The sequence below is a fragment of the Actinobacillus indolicus genome (assembly GCF_004519515.1).
Taxonomy (GTDB): domain Bacteria; phylum Pseudomonadota; class Gammaproteobacteria; order Enterobacterales; family Pasteurellaceae; genus Glaesserella; species Glaesserella indolica_A.
On sequence record NZ_CP038145.1, the window covers coordinates 40,747 to 60,101 of the forward strand.

Sequence of the window (19,355 nt, forward strand, 5' to 3'; positions counted from 1 at the left end):
ACAAAATTATTTTATTTTTTGAAGAAAATGCTTGAGAATCGATCAACCCTGAAGTTTAAGGTACATTTTTTATGAACGAACAGATAAATTATCGTTGGATTGAAAATAATGAACAGTTATCAGAGATTTGTCATCATGCCATGAAGCAGGCTGTTGTCGCATTAGATACGGAATTTATTAGAACTCGCACCTATTATCCTAAATTAGGGTTAATTCAACTGTTTGATGGGCAAAATATTTGCCTGATCGACCCGCTTGTAATTAGCGATTTTTCGCCTTTTATCACCTTATTAGCTGACACAAAGGTGATGAAGGTGCTACACGCGTGTAGTGAAGATTTAGAAGTCTTTCAACACTATTTTAAGCAACTTCCACAGCCGATGTTAGATACGCAAATTATGGCTGGATTTATTGGGCTAGGGCAGTCTGTAGGCTTTGCAAAATTAGTCTTACATTATCTCAACCTTGAATTAGATAAAGGTGCATCAAGAACCGATTGGCTGATTCGTCCATTAACGGAAGTACAATGTCAATATGCGAGCGCAGATGTTTATTATTTATTGCCGATTTATCACGCCTTAGCGGAAGATTTAGCCAAAACACCTTGGCAAAATGCCGTTAAACAAGAATGTGATGCACTGCTTGAAAAACGACAAATGGTCTCTGATCCAAATAAAGCCTATAAAGAGATTGGTTTGGCATGGCAGTTAAATCCACAACAGTTAGCCGTATTACAAATACTCGCAAAATGGCGTGTGGAAGAAGCCGAAAAGCGAGATTTGGCGTTAAATTTTATTATTAAAGAGCAAAATCTATGGCAAATTGCCAAACAGCAACCTAAGCATACATCAAGCTTGCTTGAATTTATGCATCCAAATGAAGTGCGAATTCATGGTAAAAAGCTATTATGGCTTGTGGAGCAAGGTAAAGCGGTATTGCCTGAACATTATCCAGCCCCTATTTCTCGAATTATGGATGAGCCTGGCTATAAACAGACGTTAAAAAAATTACAACAGAAACTCAGCGAAATTCAACCTGATGATTTAGCTGTGGAACTATTAGCGAGTAAACGTCAGTTAAATCAGCTTTTTACGTGGTATAGAAAAGGGCAGAGTACTGAAAAATTGCCCGAATTATTAAAAGGGTGGAGAGCAGAGTACGGAAAACAGCTGTTAGAAAGTTGTTTTGAGTAATCAATTAAAACGTGACAATGTAATGAAAATGATTGAAGGTGCTGTATAGCGCCTTTTTTATTGCCTAAATTTAGGTATTTCAATTATTAACCTTGGCTTAATTAAGTTTATTAAGTTAAGTTTAATAATTAAAAAGTATATAGTTATCAAATAGTTAATTCATATTTTGCAAAAAATAGGACGAAACTCACCACTTGTAGATTTGTCACTTTTAGATGAAATGATTTTTTTGATAGCGGTTTTCTATTACAATTCAAACTATAATTTTTGATTCTCTTAACAAGGAAAATGTATGAAAAAAACAGTAGTGGCGACATTGATTGGTTTAACGCTAAATGTCGCTTTTGCAAATGATGTGGCAAAACCGGCTGAACCAACAAAAGTAGAAACCGTAAAAACGGTGGTGACTGAAGATAGTGCTTTTAAAGCATCTGTTTTAATTGATAATCTCAATAATCCTTGGGATATGGTTTGGGGGGCAGATGGCAATATTTGGGTGACAGAACGTCAAGGTAAACAGATTTCGATTGTCAATCCAAATACCGCAGAACATAAGGTACTTTATACCTTTGAACAGGCGTTTGCCGTACCGCCACATCAAGGTGTTCTAGGGCTCGCTTTACATCCAAATTTCTTAAAAAATAGCAAAGAAGATTTCGTTTATGCTTATTACACTTATTCATCAACCAATGGCGATAAGTCTGATTTTGGGCGAATTGTACGTTTAACCTATGATCCACAAGCTCAAAAACTTACAGATGAAACGGTGATTCTTGATAAATTACCTGCGGGTGATGATCACAATGCAGGACGTTTGATTTTCGGTAAAGATGGCAAACTATATCTTACGTTGGGCGACAATGGTTACAACCAGTTTGGCAATAGTTGTAAAGAAATTCGTTCTCAAAACATTCCAACCGTTGAAGATATTGCTGCTAAAAATTATGAAGATTATCGTGGAAAAGTCTTGCGTATCAATGCAGATGGCTCAATTCCTGAAGATAACCCACGTATTCAAAACATTAAAAGCCACGTTTATGCCTACGGTTTCCGTAATCCACAAGGTTTAGTGTTTGTTGGAAATAAATTATTTAACGTTGATCAAGGCCCTGGCACAGATGATGAAGTGAATGCTGTTGAAGCTGGAGGGAACTATGGTTGGCCACATATTGCAGGTTATCAAGATAATCAAGCATATAGCTACGTTAATTATTCTAAAGTAGAAAATTGTGAAAAAGCACCAATGTATGATGGTACGACCGTAGATAAAAGCGTGACAGTGGAACGCAAAAAAGAGACGGATGCTGAATTAGACAACTTCAAAGAGCCATTAAAAACCTTCTTTACCGTGCCAAATAGCTATAATTTTAACGATCCAAAATGTAATGGTGACTATATTTGTTGGCCAACCGTAGCGACGACAAGCATTGCCTATTATCCAAAAGATGGAAAAATTAAAAGCTTCCAAAACTCATTATTAGTTACAGGGGTAAAAACAGGGACGTTATACCGTATGCCATTAGATGCAAATGCACAACAAGTCCAAGGTGAAGTGATTACACATTTCCGTACAGATAACCGTTACCGTATGGTGTTGGTAAGCCCAGATACCGGTAAAGTGTTTGTTGCAACAGACAGTGCGGGTTACATCATGGGTAAAGATAGCGTACCAACCAAAGAAATGGCAAATAAAGGTGCAATTTTAGTATTTGAAGCAAAATAATCTGTCATGTTGAGATGATCATTTTTGATATTTAAATTTCGCATAACGTAGATTATGTTAAATAATAAAAATAAAAGCGGACAACTAGATATTATTTGTCCGTTTTTAATCCCCCTTTTATTTGAGATCAATTTATTTTCAATCGTAAAAAGCGTATCATAGGCATGCAGTCACGTTTACCCAAACGTGTTATTTTTTCTTATCACATAGGTTTTCGACAATGTCAAAAAATATTCTTATTCTTAACTGTGGTAGCTCATCTTTAAAGTTCGCTATCTTAGATCCTGTTTCTGGTGATGAAAAATTATCGGGTTTAGCAGAAAACTTTAATTTAGCTGACGCGCGTATTAAATGGAAATTAAACGGCGAAAAAGGTGCAGCAGATTTAGGTGCAGGTGCAGCTCACAGTGAAGCACTTAACTATATCGTGAAAAACATTTTAAGTGCAGAATTAAAAGACAGCATTGGTGCTATCGGTCACCGTATCGTTCACGGTGGTGAAAAATATACTTCATCTATCGTTATTACAGATGAAGTGGTTGCAGGTATCAAAGAAGCTGCAGCATTTGCACCACTTCACAACCCTGCCCACTTAATCGGTATTGAAGAAGCATTCAAAGCATTCCCTGAATTAAAAGAGAAAAACGTTGCGGTATTTGATACAGCATTCCACCAAACAATGCCTGAACACGCTTATCTCTATGCTCTTCCATACGCTTTATATAAAGAACACGGCGTACGTCGTTATGGTTTCCACGGTACAAGCCACTATTATGTGAGCCGTGAAGTCGCTAAAGTTGTGGGTGTTGAGCCGTCAAAAGTGAACGTGATTACTTGTCACTTAGGTAACGGTGCTTCTGTTGCTGCAATCCGTAATGGTGAATGTATCGATACTTCAATGGGGTTCACTCCATTAGAAGGTTTAGTAATGGGTACTCGTTCAGGTGACTTAGACCCTGCGATCATTTTCTTTATGCACAATACGTTAGGTATGTCTGTAAAAGAAATTGAAGAAACATTAGTGAAAAAATCTGGCTTATTAGGTTTAACGGGAGTAACTAGCGACTGTCGTTATTCAGAAGATAACTACTCTACTCATCCAGAAGCAAAACGTGCTATGGATAGTTTCTGCTATCGTTTAGCGAAATATATTGGTTCATATATGGCTGCATTAGGTGACGATCACTTAGATGCAATCGTATTTACGGGTGGTATTGGTGAAAATGCAGGCCCTGTGCGTGAATTAACTTTAAATTACTTAAAACTGTTCGGTATTAAAGTTGATAGCGAGAAAAACATGGCGGCTCGTTTTGGTAAATCGGGCGAAATTACGGCTGCAGATTCTGCATTCCGTGCCTTCGTTATCCCAACAAATGAAGAGCTTGTTATCGCACAAGATACAGCACGCTTAGCATTATAATATCTGGAACCTGCCAACTTGGCAGGTTCTTTACTTTTAACGTATTACAAGCGGTTCGATTTCTCTTAAAATTTGCAAAATTTTTTTATTATCTATCCGCTTGTTTCAATGGAAAGAAAAGATGTCTAGAACAATTATTTTAATTCCAATCAGTACTGGCGTTGGTTTAACTAGCGTTAGTCTCGGCTTAGTACACTCCCTTGAACAAAAAGGGGCAAAAGTAGGTTTCTTAAAACCGATTGCACAACCAATCAGCGGTGAAGATACTCTTGACCGTTCAACAACGATTATCCGTCTTTCACAAAGTACCGAAACAGGTACACCATTTATGCTAAGTGAAGCGGAAGCATTAATTGCGAAAAACCAAACCGATGTATTACTTGAAAAAGTGGTTGAGCGTCATCAAAGACTCGCTAAAAACAGCGATATTATTGTGATTGAAGGCTTAATTCCAACTCGTAAAAACTCTTACGCAAACAGCATTAACTATGACATTGCACAAGCATTAGATGCTGAAATCGTTTTAGTTGCAGCACCAGCTGCAGATAAACCAGCACAGCTTAAAGAGCGTATTGATGCAGCAGCTTCTCTATTTGGTGGTCTTGATAATCCAAACTTATTGGGTGTCATTATTAATAAATTTAATGCACCAGTCGATGAATCAGGACGTACACGCCCAGATTTAACTGAAATTTTCGACTCTTTCCAACACAGCACAAATAATATTGCTGAAATGGAAAATCTATTTAAGAACAGCCCACTCAAATTACTTGCTTGTGTTGCATGGAAATCTGATTTAATCGCAACGCGTGCGATTGATCTGGCAAAACACTTAGGTGCAGCAATTATCAATGAAGGCGAAGTACAAAAACGCCGTATTCGTAGCGTCACATTCTGTGCAAGAAGCTTGCCAAATATGGTTGATCACTTCAAAGCAGGTAGCTTATTAGTTGCATCTGCAGATCGTCCAGATGTGGTTGTTGCTGCGGCTCTTGCTGCAATGAATGGTGTAGAAATTGCAGCGCTACTTTTAACGGGTGGTTATAAAATTGATAACCAAATTGCTAAACTTTGCCAACAAGCCTTTGAAACAGGTTTACCAATTTTCCGTGTAGAAGGCAATACATGGCAAACTGCATTAAGTTTACAAAGCTTTAGCCTAGAAGTGCCAGTTGATGATAAAGAACGTATTGATTCGATTAAACAATATGTTTCAGAACAATTTGATGCAGGCTTTATTGATGGTATTTCAAAAGGTGCAGTTCGCGCTCGTCGCCTCTCCCCTGCTGCATTCCGTTATCAATTAACCGAACTTGCGCGTGAAGCGAAAAAACGCATTGTATTACCAGAAGGTGATGAGCCTCGTACCGTTAAAGCCGCTGCACTCTGTGCGGAACGTGGCATTGCAGAATGTGTACTTTTAGCACCACCAGCGGATGTTCAACGTGTTGCTGAAGCTCAAGGGGTTACTTTAGGCAAAGGCATTACCATTATTGACCCAGCTGAAGTGCGTGAAAACTATGTGGCTCGTTTAGTTGAATTGCGTAAAAATAAAGGTATGACGGAAGTTGTTGCTCGTGAGCAGCTTTTAGATACGGTTGTGCTTGGTACAATGATGCTAGAAGCAAATGAAGTAGATGGCTTAGTTTCAGGTGCGGTTCACACGACTGCAAATACAATCCGTCCACCAATGCAAATTATCAAAACAGCACCAGGTAACTCTATTATTTCATCTGTGTTCTTTATGTTATTACCAGATCAAGTACTTGTTTACGGTGACTGTGCGGTAAACCCAGATCCAACGGCTGAACAATTAGCAGAAATCGCTATCCAATCAGCTGAATCTGCGAAGTCATTCGGTATTGACCCGCGTGTTGCAATGATTTCTTACTCAACAGGTACTTCTGGTGCTGGTGCAGACGTAGAAAAAGTAGCGGAAGCAACCCGTATTGCGAAAGAAAAACGCCCAGATTTAATCATTGATGGTCCATTACAATACGACGCGGCAATTATGGAAGATGTGGCTCGTTCTAAAGCGCCTAACTCCCCTGTTGCAGGTAAAGCGACCGTATTCGTATTCCCAGACTTGAACACAGGTAACACAACTTATAAAGCGGTTCAACGCTCTGCGGATCTCGTCTCTATCGGTCCAATGCTACAAGGTATGCGTAAACCGGTAAACGACTTATCTCGTGGTGCTTTGGTTGATGATATTGTTTATACGATTGCATTAACAGCGATTCAAGCGACACAGTAAGTGTTGACAATAAAGGGCGGTGAATCCGCCCTTATTCTTTTTGATTTATCCACCAGCTAATTTAACTGTGTATCCTTTTTGCTCTAACATTTGTTTAAGTTGGTCGCGATTATCGCCTTGAATTTCAATCACTCCATCTTTAACTGAGCCTCCGCATCCGCTTTTTCGTTTTAATTCAGATGCAAGGGCGACTAAGCTTCTGTCATCTAAATCTAGTCCCATAATAACACAAACGCCTTTCCCTTTACGTCCACTCGTTTGGCGCTGTATACGAATAATTCCGTCACCCTTTGGACGTTCTACTTTGGGCTTTTCTTGTGTAATTCGGCCTATTTCTGTGGAATATACCAAACTCATTTGTAAAAATTCCTTATAAACGTACCGCTTGTTACGCGATAGATTGGTTAATACTTTTTAGCACTGAGAGAGGATCTGCTGCTTGCGTAATTGGACGCCCGATCACCAAATAATCAGCACCTGTATCAATCGCTTGTTTTGGCGTCATTACACGACGTTGATCGCCGAAATCACTCCCTTCCGGACGAATACCTGGAGTGACGAGTTTAAAATCTTTGCCACAATGGGTTCTCAATACTTCAACTTCTTGTGGAGAGCAAACAACGCCATCTAACCCTGCACGTTGGCATAAATGCGCAAGACGAATAACTTGTTCCATTGGGGATGCATTAATCCCGATTTGCAATAAATCTAAATCTTCCATACTGGTCAATACAGTAACACCAATTAATAATGGCGCATCTTTACCATAAGGTTCTAAAATTTGCTTTGCAGTTTCCATCATACGAAGTCCACCTAACGCATGCAAGTCAACCATCCATACCCCTAAATCTGCGGCAGAACGTACTGCTCTTGCAACGGTATTAGGAATATCATGATATTTTAAATCCAAAAAGACATCGAATTTTCGATCATGTAACTGTTTTACAAAATTTGTACCTAAAGTAGTAAACATTTCTTTTCCTACTTTTAGACGACATAAAGACGGATCAACTTGATCCACAAAATTTAGCGCTTCTGCTTCAGTTTCATAATCAAGGGCGACAATAATTTTGTTGTCCATTTAGATTCTCCTATATTAAATCACTTCTGTAATACTTTGTATTGGCTTAATACTTTCCCAAGTTCGACAAGATGGGCATTGCCAAGCTAAACGATAACTTTGATAGCCGCAATTTAAACAGCGATATTGGAAACCATTCTTTATTCTATCTCCAACCATTTTATGTAATAACACCAAGCTTTCTTTTCCTCTACCTTCTTCAGCTTCATTAACTTGATAATAAATAAAGCGATGAAAGGTAATTAAATTAGGATATTGTCTAACTTGTTGATATAACTTTGATTGTGCTGCTTCTACTCCATCTTTTTGCTCAATAAATTCTGCTAAGGCTAAATCTACACTACTATTATGTTTAATTTGATTTGCTTTAATTAAAAATAACTCAAAACTTGCTGGGTCAGATAAATCAATATAGCACTGTTTTATTTTTTCTAATACTTCACTAATATAATTAGGCTCTTGCCCTAAAACAGACTCAAAATACATTAATGCTTTTATGATATCCCGTTTATTTAAGAAAAAATCACCTAATAGGATAGATGCTCTTGCACAATTTGGAGCATAATTTAATGCTTTATCTAAAGAGAATAAAAATAATTTTTCATCTTCTGATTTGATAGATTGTGCAAATTCACAATAATAGTGAGATAAGGGAACTTTATCCATATCAGGATCGATTTTAAGCCTTTTTTCAGCCACATTAATGGCTTTTTTCCATTCTTTTGTTTTTTGATAGATTTCGGTTAGTTGGCTTAAAGCATTCACGGCAAATTCAGGTTCGTCTAGTAAAGTGATATAGTAATTTTCTGCACGATCATAAAAACCTGCAGCCATGAAGTCTTTAGCAAGTTGCTGTTTTGCAAGTAATTTTTGTTCAAATGAATAATTAGGGTTTGTTTCTAGAGCTTGATGGATTCGCAATGCTCTATCTACTTCTCCTCGAGAACGGAAAAGATTGCCTAAGGTCAATTCTGCTTCAAATTGAGACTCCGTTGAAATCTGATTTTCTGACTCTTGTTTTTGTAGCATAGAAAGAAACAGATCGACGGCTTTTTCTTGTTGATTGGATAAAAGGAAATTCAAACCCGTGACATAGTCACGGGAAAATTTATTATTAACGGTTTCTTGATCCTTTTTTGCACTTCGTTGTCCCATATACCAACCATATAAGGCTGCAACAGGAAGTAAAAGGAACAATAATTCAAGCATTACTCAGCCTTTGGTAGCGATAATTCGCTAATTTGTTGTGCTTGACGTTTCACACGACGATTTAATGCGATATTCTGTAATTTTACTTTTAAATAGAAAAAGCCTGTGATAAACCATCCAAGGATAAGGCCAAATCCAAATAAAATTGCAACTAAACTAGATAAACGTAATTCGCTTTTTGCAACAATATAATTAAATGTAATAAGCTGATCGTTGTTTGCACCAATAGTGACTGCAACAAGGATAATGGCGAGAACAATTACAATACCAAAAATATATTTCATACAGATATCTCCATATTACATTTGTAGTTTTATAAAAAAACGACACCAATAGAGTGTCGCTTTGAGAGAATTAGGCTAAATCAACACGCTCTTTAAGCTCTTTACCCGCTTTAAAGTGTGGAACATACTTTGCGTCTAATTTAACGCTTTCGCCTGTTTTAGGATTGCGGCCAACACGAGGTTGACGATAATGTAGAGAGAAACTACCAAACCCACGAACTTCAATACGTTCACCTTGCTCTAAGGTTTTCATCATCTGCTCTAAAATCTCTTTGACACTTTCATCAACAGACTTTACAGGAATGACAGGATATTTGGCTACTAAACTTTCTATTAATTCCGATTTAGTCATATATTCTCCTTATGCGACAGTGAAGTGGGTATGTTTCCATACCCACTTTTAAAGTAAGCTAATTACTCACCTTTTGCAGCTTTGAAAGCTTCTGCCATTGCACTTGGAATAGCTTCTTCTTGCTTATTCACTTGTGCTAACGCTGCTGATTCTTCAGCTTCGTCTTTTGCACGAACAGAAAGATTTACAACACGTGCTTTACGATCAACACCTGTGTATTTCGCTTCAATTTCGTCACCTACAGAGATAACTGTTGTGATGTCTTCTACACGATCACGTGTTGCTTCTGCTGCACGAACGTAACCTTCTACGCCGTCTGCTAATTCAACTTTAACGCCTTTAGCATCAACTTCAACTACTTTGCCTTTCACTACAGCACCTTTTTTCATGCTGTCAACGAAGTTTGTGAATGGATCAGATTCTAATTGTTTGATACCTAAAGAAATGCGCTCTTTCACTGCATCAACTTGTAATACAACAGCTTCTACTTCGTCACCTTTTTTGTAGTTACGAACAGCTTCTTCTCCAGTCATATTCCAAGAAATGTCAGATAAGTGAACTAAACCGTCAATGCCACCTTCTAAACCGATAAAGATACCGAAATCAGTGATTGATTTGATTTTACCTTTTACTTTATCGTTTTTGTTGTGAGTTTCCGCGAAGTGTTCCCATGGGTTTGCTTTACATTGTTTTAAACCTAAAGAAATACGACGACGTTCTTCATCAACTTCAAGTACCATTACCTCAACAACATCACCAACGTTAACTACTTTAGATGGGTGGATGTTTTTGTTTGTCCAATCCATTTCTGAAACGTGAACTAAACCTTCAACACCATCTAAAATCTCAACGAAACAGCCATAATCTGTTAAGTTAGTTACTTTACCTGTTAATTTGCTACCCACTGGGTGGTTTTGAGCGATTGCAGCCCATGGATCTTGACCTAATTGTTTTAAGCCTAATGATACACGAGTTTTCTCTTTATCGAATTTAAGTACTTTAACAGTAACTTCTTGACCTACTGTAACCACTTCACTTGGGTGTTTAACACGTTTCCATGCCATATCTGTGATGTGTAATAAACCATCAACACCACCTAAATCAACGAACGCACCATAGTCTGTTAAGTTCTTAACGATACCTTTAACTTCAGAGCCTTCAACTAAGTTCGCTAATACTTCTTCACGATCCGCTGAGCTTGTTGTTTCGATAACTGCACGACGAGATACAACAACGTTGTTACGTTTTTGGTCTAATTTGATTACTTTAAGTTCTAAAGTTTGACCTTCAAGATTTAAAGAATCACGTACAGGACGAGTATCAACTAATGAACCTGGTAAGAATGCACGAACACCGTTTAACTCAACAGTGAAGCCACCTTTCACTTTACCGTTTACGAAACCAACAACGGTTGCTTGCTCTTCGAATGCTTTCTCTAACGCAGCCCAAGATTCGTTACGTTTCGCTTTTTCACGAGAAAGTTTGGTCTCACCGAAACCGTCTTCTACTGCATCAAGAGCAACATCAACAACATCACCAACTTGAACTTCTAATTCGCCTTGTGCGTTGAAAAACTCTTCAGCAGGGATTGCAGATTCTGATTTTAAACCAGCATCTACGAATACAAGGCCTTTTTGGATTTTAACCACAGTACCTTTAACAATAGAACCTAAACGGGTTTCTTGACCTTTTAGTGATTCTTCAAATAGTTGAGCAAAAGATTCAGTCATAATTAATCTTCTTAAATAAAATAAAACGTCCACTTAGCATCCATCTAAATGGGGTTAGGGATAACAACTTAACAATCCTTTGTTAAGCAAACAAAATCAATATTTTTGAGCAATATAATCCAACGCCTGTTGAATAACTTCCTCAATAGATAAATGCGTTGAATCTAAAATCATCGCATCTTTAGCTGGAACAAGTGGCGCAACAGGACGATTTCTGTCCCGAAAATCACGCTCTTTTATCTCGGCTAAAATCTCGTCAAAGTTAGCATTAAATCCCTTTTCTTGCAACTGTTTTACACGTCTTTTTGTACGTTCTTCTGCACTTGCATCTAAAAAGAACTTAATTTCAGCATCAGGGAAAACAACCGTTCCCATATCACGTCCATCTGCAATGAGTCCTTTGGTGCTACGAAAATCTCTTTGACGTTGTAATAATGCTTCACGCACTTGGGGATAAACGGCAATTTTTGACGCATTCTGCCCTGCTTCTGCGGTACGAATTTGGTCGCCAACATTTTCACCGTCTAAAATAACCTGAATTTCATTATTTTCAGGTACAAATTTTACATCAAGTTTACGTCCCAACTCTGCAAGAGCAAGCTCATTTTCAAAATCAATTCCGTGTTTTACCGCTGCCAAGGCCAAAATGCGATAAATAGCCCCAGAATCCAAAAAATCAAAGCCTAATTTATCCGCAAGCGCATGGCATAATGTTCCTTTTCCTGCACCACTTGGACCATCAACAGTAATCACAATATTTTTCATTTTTTATCCTATACTTCTGGAAATTCACCGATAGTGACATTTACTTCAATCATTTTTCCCTGACGCGATAGTTTAACTTTAACCATTGTTCCAGGTTTCATATCCGCAATTAATTCCATCATCTGTGAAGGTGATTCTGCTTCTACATTAGCAATTTGTAGAATTAAATCTCCAGGCTCAATCCCCGCTTTATCCGCAGGTCCATTCTCTACAACGCCAGTGATAAGAACCCCTTTATCCCCCACTCCTAATTGCTTGGCAGAATAAAACAAAGAGCTATTAACACCAAAATAACCTCGAATAACACGACCATCTTTGATGATTTTATTCATGACTTGATTGGCTAAAGAGATCGGTATCGCAAAATTTAATCCTTCCGCTAATTCATCACTATTTTTTCCAAGGCTTAATGTATTAATACCTACTATTTCACCCAAGGAGTTAACTAATGCTCCGCCTGAGTTTCCTTTATTGATAGATGCGTCAGTTTGTATAAAATTCTGCCGCCCCATTTCAGATAATGCATTACGCCCAGTAGCACTAATAATACCTTGAGTAATACTTTGCCCTAAGTTAAGTGGATTACCAATGGCTAATACGACATCGCCAATTTGGGAAACACGTCCATTATTTTGAGGAATAGTGGGTAAATTTTCGGCTTGTATTTTTAATACTGCTAAATCAGTTAGCGTATCCGATCCGACTAATCTTGCATTAAAAATAGAACCCGATTGTAACGCAACTATAATTTGATCTGCATTTTGAATCACATGTTTATTCGTCAGAATATAGCCTGACGAGGTCATTATGACACCAGATCCAAGATTATTGACCTGAAGTTCATTTGTTGATTTAGTACCAACAGAATCAAAAGCTTGATTGTAAACATTAACAACCGCAGGAGAGGCGATTTTTACAGCATCATGAAAACTTGCAATATCTTTACTTGTTAAAATATCACTATGCTTATTTATCCAAGGGGCAACGTAGAGGATTAAACCTGCAGAAAAAAGCCCAAAACCTACCGCTTGTGCAATTTTTTTTACGTTCACATTTGCTCCTTGTTAGCGTAGGGACACACGCAGTATGTCCCTACATTCATTAAATTTTATTACAGTGACTTCGCCAATTTTTTCAGATAATCTTTAAATTCACCACCAAATTTATCGTGGTTTAAACTATATTCAACGAATGCTTCCATATAGCCTAATTTATCGCCACAATCGAACGTTTTACCTGTCATATGGAAAGCTTCCACATCTTGCTGCTCAATTAACATATCAATCGCATCGGTTAATTGGATTTCATCGCCCACGCCAACTGGTGTTTTAGCTAAAAGATCCCAAATTTCTGCTGAAAATACATAACGACCGACAACCGCAAAATTAGATGGGGCTTCTTCAACACTTGGTTTTTCAATGATATTAGCAATCTTCGCTGTACCTGCAGGTTGTAATTCTGCGCCTTGGCAATCCACAATACCGTAGCTACTCACATTTTCTTTCGCCACAGGTGCTACCATAATTTGGCTTTTGCCTGTTTCTTTAAAACGTTGAATCATTGCTGCTAAGTTTTCTGTTTTTTGATCTGCCGTAAAATCGGCTAATAGCACATCAGGCAACACCACTGCAAAAGGTTCATTACCCACCACCGCTCTACCACATAATACGGCGTGACCTAATCCTTTTGCTTGCCCTTGACGAACATGCATCAAGGTCACATCTTTAGGCACAATCGAACGCACCTCATCTAACAACTGACGTTTTACCCGTTTTTCTAACATCGTTTCTAGCTCAAAAGATGTATCAAAATGGTTTTCGATAGCATTCTTAGATGAGTGAGTTACTAATACAATTTCTTTAGCTCCTGCAGCCACACACTCATTCACAATATATTGAATTAATGGTTTATCTGCAATGGTTAGCATCTCTTTTGGAATTGCTTTTGTTGCAGGGAGCATACGAGTACCAAGACCCGCGACAGGAATAATCACTTTCATAAAAATCCTTAATTAATTTAGATAAAGTAAACCGCCTACATAGATGTAAGCGGTCTGTTTTGCACAAATTTTTTCAAAAAAATTGGAAAATGACTTCTCAATTTATCTGTTTGTGACATTTGGTTCAAGGCTCAAATTCACATTACATTAGTAATAAAACCACAGTAACAAATATGAATATACCTTACTCAGATAGTGGCTCTTCAGCTAACGCTTTGATTCTTTGATAGATTTCTTCACGGTGAACAGAAATTTCTTTAGGTGCTTTTACCCCTAATTTAACCTGACTACCACGAATACTTAGGACAGTAATTTCTACATCATCACCGATTAACAAGCTTTCGCCAATCTTACGGGTTAGAATAAGCATAACTATCTCTCCTTTTTAATTTTATCAGAGCAAGCCAAAGTCATTCTAACTTGCTCCTTATAATTAGAGTTTTGCTTGAATCCAATTCGTCGCAACATTGAGGGCTTGGGTTATATTTTCTGGTTGGCTACCGCCTGCCATTGCCATATCAGCTCTACCACCACCTTTACCGCCAACTTCTTGAGCCATTAACCCAACAAGTTCGCCTGCATTTACTTTGTCTGTAAGATCTTTTGTTACACCTACGATCAAATTAACTTTTTCATCCGCTTGTGTTGCAAAGGCAATCACCGCTGAACCTAGTTGATTTTTCAAGTCATCAACCATCGTTCTTAATGCTTTTGCATCAACGTTTTCTAAACGTTGTACAACCACATTAACTCCGTTGATTTGTTGAGCTTGTTTTGCTAATTCTCCACCCGCTTGAGCAGCAAGTTTATCTTTGAGCTGTTGTAGCTCTTTTTCTACTTTCTTGCTTTTCTCTTGAAGCTGTTGGATTTTCTCAACAAGGCTTGCCGTATCTGCTTTTAATAACTCAGCACTTTGGTTAAGAATTTGTTGTTGCTGATGTAATAAGCCGATTGCATTTTCGCCTGTCACCGCTTCAATACGGCGAACACCTGCGGCAACCGCACCTTCAGATACCACTTTGAATAAGCCAATCTCACCTGTTTGTTTAACGTGAGTACCACCACAAAGTTCTACAGAAAACGTTGTCATATCTACAACGCGAACTCTATCTCCATATTTCTCACCGAAAAGTGCCATCGCGCCTTTTTGCTTCGCTGATTCAAGATCCATTACTTCAGTTGTAACTACAATGTTTTCACGAATTTTCGTATTAATAATACGCTCAATCTCTTCTAAGTCAGCTTTTGAAATCGCTTCACCTTGAGAAAAGTCAAAACGAAGTGAATTTTCTGACACAAGAGAACCTTTTTGTGCAACGTGATCACCTAACACTTGACGAAGTGCCGAATGTAATAAGTGAGTTGCACTATGGTTTAACGTAATAGCGTGACGACGTGTCGCATTCACTTCCGCTTTCACCTTATCACCAACTGATAAAGTGCCTGAAGCTAATTGACCAATATGCCCAAAGACTTGACTATATTTTTGCGTATCATTGACTTCAAAATTGCAAATTTCTGAAGTAATCACACCGCTATCACCCACCTGACCGCCCGACTCTCCATAGAAAGCGGTACGATCTAATACAACGACTGCATTTTCACCCGATTGAATAGCTTCAACAGCTTTACCATTGCTAAATAATGCAACGACAGTCGCTTCACATTCTGTGACTTCATAGCCTTTGAACTCCGTTGAGCCATCAACTTTAATCACATTATTGTAATCTGTACCAAAATTACTGCTTGCTTGCGCTCTTGCACGTTGAGCCTGCATTTCACGCTCAAAGCCAGCTTCATCAATGGTAATGTCACGTTCACGGCAAACATCTGCCGTTAAATCCAGTGGGAAACCGTAAGTATCGTAAAGTTTAAATGCCACTTCACCTGATAATACCTTATTCTCTACTTTGGCTAACGCATCTTCTAATAACGCCAAACCACGCTCAAGGGTACGCGCAAACTGCTCTTCTTCTGCTTTTAACGCTTTCTGAATATGTGCTTGTTTCTGCGTCAAAATCTCGCCTGCGTGTCCCATTGCTTTTGCAAGGGTTGGTACTAATTGATAGAAGAATGCCGATTTCGCACCAAGAATGTTTCCGTGACGCACCGCACGACGAATAATACGACGTAACACATAACCACGACCTTCATTTGACGGCATCACACCATCCGCAATCAAATACGCACAAGAACGGATATGGTCTGCAATTACGCGTAACGATTTATTGTCTAAATCAGTTACATTTAACAAAGACGCAATTTCTTTAATTAACGCTTGGAAAATATCGATTTCGTAGTTTGAATTAACGTGTTGCAACACCGCACTGATACGCTCTAACCCCATACCCGTATCTACTGACGGCTTAGGTAATTTCTCTAAAGTACCATCTGCTTGACGGTTAAATTGCATAAAGACCACGTTCCACACTTCAATGAAACGGTCGCCATCTTCTTCTGCTGAGCCTGGAGGACCACCCCAAATGTGATCGCCGTGATCGTAGAAGATCTCAGTACAAGGACCACAAGGACCTGTATCGCCCATTTGCCAGAAGTTATCTGACGCATAAGGTGCACCTTTATTATCGCCAATACGCACAATACGCTCTGCAGGCACACCAATCTCTTTATTCCAAATATCATAGGCTTCATCGTCTGTTTCATAGACTGTCACCCACAATTTCTCTTTTGGTAACGCTAACCACTGCGGTGATGTTAAAAATTCCCACGCAAATGCAATCGCATCGGGTTTAAAATAATCACCAAAACTGAAGTTACCTAACATCTCAAAAAAGGTATGGTGACGAGCGGTATAACCTACATTCTCAAGGTCATTATGCTTACCGCCCGCACGCACACAGCGTTGAGAGCTGGTTGCTCTGTTATAACTACGCTTGTCTAATCCTAAGAACACATCTTTAAATTGGTTCATTCCTGCATTCGTGAAAAGCAAGGTGGGATCATTTTCAGGTACAAGCGAGCTACTTGGCACAATCGTATGCCCTTTGCTTTGGAAAAATTCCAAAAAGGCTTGTCTAATTTCTGAAGTTGTTTTCATTAAAGTCACTCAATGGATATATAAAAAATTGTATATCTATGTTTTTACTAAAGTATATTAGTAATTAACCCCCGTATTCTACACATTTTTTTCAATACGTGTATTTTTTACGAAATAAATTGTGTATTTTGTGTTAAAAATAAACCGCTTGAGTAACTGGAAGCGAATAGCTCAGGCACACAAGCGGTTTTTTAACAACGATTTACCAATCGAATAGCAAGTCTTATTCACTTGAAAGAGGTACGACAAGCATATCCACTGTAATACTATTCATCACTTGACGTGTAGAAGACATAAATTTGCTCCAAAAATCTTGGTGATGACCAGTTACTAATAAATCAACCTGATATTTTCCCACGGCTTCTTCAAGTACTTGACTAAAATCTCCACTGCCATTTAGTCTTTCAGTGACTGGATAATTAACTTTGGTAGATAGATCTTCCAACGCTTTCACTGTTTCTTCTGAAACAGAATCCTGCACTGATGACATATTAATATCAATGAGCCCTGTATAAAGATCGGAGAAATTGACATCAACATGGATTAAAGATAGTTTTGCTCCACATTTTTCTGCAATACTCGCCCCTTTACGTAATAACACTAAGCTTTCCTCTGAAAGGTCCACTGCAACTAAGACATGTTTATACATAATAAGCTCCTTGTTATGTAAGCTGTTGAGTCAGTCTTTAATTTCTGTACAAATATTATCACAGTCTGAATAGATAAAATTTGAACTACTTCTCAAATTTAATAAATTTCTTAAAATTTACCAATCTATTTTATTTGGATATGCACGGTAATTTCTTCCCTATCGTGATATAAATGTTTGGCTTGAATAGAAAATTTCAACCCTTGTTTCTCTAGTAATTCTGAAATAATTTCTAAACAAAGTTGCACTTCTTGATAACGTTTTTTCATCGGCAATTTCAGGTTAAAAATCGTTTCCCGACACCAACCGTTAATCAACCATTTTGCGATTAGCTTACTAATTCGCAACGGCTGTTCAACCATATCGCACACCAACCAATCGATCTGCTTACGTTTTGGCGGTTGGAATTTAAAACCGTCTTCCGCACAATGCTCAATACGCCCCGTGTCGTGCAGACTTGCCGCCATCTTGCCGTGATCGACCGCATAGACAAACAATCCTCGCTTGACTAATTGATAGGTCCAGCCCCCCGGACAAGCGCCTAAATCGACACCGTACATCTGCTCGGTAAAACGTTTTTTCTCCTCTGCCTGTGGAACAAAGGTCAAAATCGCTTCCTCCAATTTCAATGTCGAACGGCTTGGTGCATCTGCCGGGAATTTCAAACGGGGTATCCCCATAAAAAAGGGTGATCGGTTATGGTTATAGGCATACCCCACATAACACTTGCCCGATCCTACAAACAGAATATGCAAGCTGATACTCTGCTTCGCCGTTTCTTTTGCCCCTAACCAGCCCTGTTTTTTCAAGGCACTACGCAACGGCACGGTAAACTTGCGACAGAAAGTCAAAAGTTCTTTGGCTTCATTCGTATCAGGCGTTTCAACAAAAATCTCACTGCTGTTTTTCGGATTTAGGGGTTGATATTGTGCCACAATCGGCGAAATCCTATCCCCTTCGGGTAAATCCTGCAACAACTCGCCTACCACAATCATTTGACGAACAAAAATCAACTGATTAAAGGCTAATTCTTTGGCTAATCTATCCGCTTCCCCTGCTTGATAACACTCAAAAATCACATAACCACTGTGCTCTTTGAGATTGGCAAACCCATAAATCCCTAACTGAGCCGCTTTATCACTGATTTCACCTGCCACTTCCTTTTCAAAACCTGCACGGCAGTATAAAGCTAATTTATTCATTACTTATGATTTCTCGCACTAATATAAACCAACGCCGCCCAACCCACTAAAAATAGCGTACCGCCAATAGGCGTTGTCCAAACAAAAATTCGGCTTGCCCCTAAGGCTAACGCATATAAACTGCCACTAAACAGCAAAATCCCCAACGCCCAACTACCGCCAATAATGTTAAAGGCTTTGGCTCTACAAGCGGGCGGATTTTGCGAAAAATTTGCAATTTGAAACAGCCCCAACGCCATCAATGCTAACGTATGAAACATCTGATATTGCAAGCCTGTTTCAATCCACGCCAACGCTTTCTGATCTAAGACTTTCTCCAAACCGTGAGCCGCAAAAGCCCCGAAAGCGATACAGAAAAAGCCACTTAGGGCTGAAAAAAGAAGAAATTTGTTTTTCATAGCTTTTTTACTAAATTCACAAAATTAATAGGATA

At 38.6% G+C, this 19,355-nt stretch carries 18 protein-coding genes; 4 read left to right on the forward strand and 14 right to left on the reverse strand.

Features of this window, described 5'->3' with window-relative positions; genetic code table 11:
• Window positions 1-71 precede the first annotated feature (71 nt).
• The 4 genes from rnd to pta all read left to right on the forward strand — a co-directional run bounded on the left by rnd (window position 72) and on the right by pta (window position 6,593).
• Window positions 72-1,193, forward strand: a complete 1,122-nt coding sequence (gene rnd, locus EXH44_RS00185) for a ribonuclease D (RefSeq protein WP_162855779.1) — start codon at window positions 72-74, stop codon at window positions 1,191-1,193.
• 292 nt (window positions 1,194-1,485) lie between these two features.
• A complete protein-coding gene (locus EXH44_RS00190; RefSeq protein ID WP_162855780.1) occupies window positions 1,486-2,916 on the forward strand; it encodes a glucose/sorbosone family PQQ-dependent dehydrogenase in 1,431 nt (476 codons plus the stop codon).
• Window positions 2,917-3,136: 220 nt separating this feature from the next.
• Window positions 3,137-4,336 carry an acetate kinase gene (locus EXH44_RS00195; protein WP_162855781.1) on the forward strand — a complete coding sequence of 400 codons (1,200 nt, stop codon included), beginning with the start codon at window positions 3,137-3,139 and terminating at the stop codon, window positions 4,334-4,336.
• Between the two features lie 121 nt (window positions 4,337-4,457).
• A complete protein-coding gene (gene pta, locus EXH44_RS00200) occupies window positions 4,458-6,593 on the forward strand; it encodes a phosphate acetyltransferase (protein WP_162855782.1) in 2,136 nt (711 codons plus the stop codon).
• A 45-nt stretch (window positions 6,594-6,638) separates the two neighbouring features.
• On the opposite strand, the gene yciH is transcribed toward pta, so the two are convergent.
• The 14 genes from yciH to EXH44_RS00270 form a co-directional block, all read right to left on the reverse strand.
• A complete protein-coding gene (gene yciH, locus EXH44_RS00205) occupies window positions 6,639-6,950 on the reverse strand; it encodes a stress response translation initiation inhibitor YciH (protein ID WP_162855783.1) in 312 nt (103 codons plus the stop codon).
• 31 nt (window positions 6,951-6,981) lie between these two features.
• Entirely contained in the window at window positions 6,982-7,674 is a 693-nt protein-coding gene (gene pyrF, locus EXH44_RS00210) for an orotidine-5'-phosphate decarboxylase (RefSeq protein ID WP_162855784.1), read from the reverse strand.
• Window positions 7,675-7,689: 15 nt separating this feature from the next.
• Window positions 7,690-8,883: a lipopolysaccharide assembly protein LapB gene (gene lapB, locus EXH44_RS00215; protein ID WP_162855785.1), complete on the reverse strand. Its 1,194-nt coding sequence runs from the start codon at window positions 8,881-8,883 to the stop codon at window positions 7,690-7,692.
• A complete protein-coding gene (locus tag EXH44_RS00220) occupies window positions 8,883-9,167 on the reverse strand; it encodes a LapA family protein (RefSeq protein ID WP_162855786.1) in 285 nt (94 codons plus the stop codon). Before EXH44_RS00220 ends, lapB begins: the two co-directional genes overlap by 1 nt.
• Window positions 9,168-9,237: 70 nt before the next feature.
• Window positions 9,238-9,519 carry an integration host factor subunit beta gene (locus tag EXH44_RS00225; RefSeq protein ID WP_162855787.1) on the reverse strand — a complete coding sequence of 94 codons (282 nt, stop codon included), beginning with the start codon at window positions 9,517-9,519 and terminating at the stop codon, window positions 9,238-9,240.
• Between the two features lie 62 nt (window positions 9,520-9,581).
• On the reverse strand, window positions 9,582-11,249 hold the full coding sequence (gene rpsA, locus EXH44_RS00230; RefSeq protein WP_162855788.1) for a 30S ribosomal protein S1: 1,668 nt from the start codon (window positions 11,247-11,249) through the stop codon (window positions 9,582-9,584).
• 96 nt (window positions 11,250-11,345) lie between these two features.
• Complete coding sequence (gene cmk, locus EXH44_RS00235) at window positions 11,346-12,014, reverse strand: (d)CMP kinase (protein ID WP_162855789.1); 669 nt, start codon at window positions 12,012-12,014, stop codon at window positions 11,346-11,348.
• A gap of 8 nt (window positions 12,015-12,022) precedes the next feature.
• On the reverse strand, window positions 12,023-13,066 hold the full coding sequence (gene degS / locus EXH44_RS00240; RefSeq protein WP_162855790.1) for an outer membrane-stress sensor serine endopeptidase DegS: 1,044 nt from the start codon (window positions 13,064-13,066) through the stop codon (window positions 12,023-12,025).
• Window positions 13,067-13,125: 59 nt separating this feature from the next.
• A complete protein-coding gene (gene galU, locus EXH44_RS00245) occupies window positions 13,126-14,013 on the reverse strand; it encodes a UTP--glucose-1-phosphate uridylyltransferase GalU (protein WP_162855791.1) in 888 nt (295 codons plus the stop codon).
• A gap of 184 nt (window positions 14,014-14,197) precedes the next feature.
• Window positions 14,198-14,383, reverse strand: coding sequence for a carbon storage regulator CsrA (gene csrA / locus EXH44_RS00250; RefSeq protein ID WP_162855792.1), 186 nt, complete (start codon window positions 14,381-14,383; stop codon window positions 14,198-14,200).
• 63 nt (window positions 14,384-14,446) lie between these two features.
• Window positions 14,447-17,071 carry an alanine--tRNA ligase gene (gene alaS, locus EXH44_RS00255; protein ID WP_162855793.1) on the reverse strand — a complete coding sequence of 875 codons (2,625 nt, stop codon included), beginning with the start codon at window positions 17,069-17,071 and terminating at the stop codon, window positions 14,447-14,449.
• Between the two features lie 223 nt (window positions 17,072-17,294).
• A complete protein-coding gene (uspA, locus tag EXH44_RS00260) occupies window positions 17,295-17,720 on the reverse strand; it encodes a universal stress protein UspA (protein ID WP_162855794.1) in 426 nt (141 codons plus the stop codon).
• A gap of 125 nt (window positions 17,721-17,845) precedes the next feature.
• The gene (gene rlmM / locus EXH44_RS00265) at window positions 17,846-18,922 is read right to left on the reverse strand and encodes a 23S rRNA (cytidine(2498)-2'-O)-methyltransferase RlmM (protein ID WP_162855795.1); all 1,077 of its coding nucleotides are present in this window, start codon (window positions 18,920-18,922) and stop codon (window positions 17,846-17,848) included.
• Entirely contained in the window at window positions 18,922-19,320 is a 399-nt protein-coding gene (locus EXH44_RS00270; protein ID WP_162855796.1) for a DUF423 domain-containing protein, read from the reverse strand. Before EXH44_RS00270 ends, rlmM begins: the two co-directional genes overlap by 1 nt.
• Window positions 19,321-19,355 lie beyond the last annotated feature (35 nt).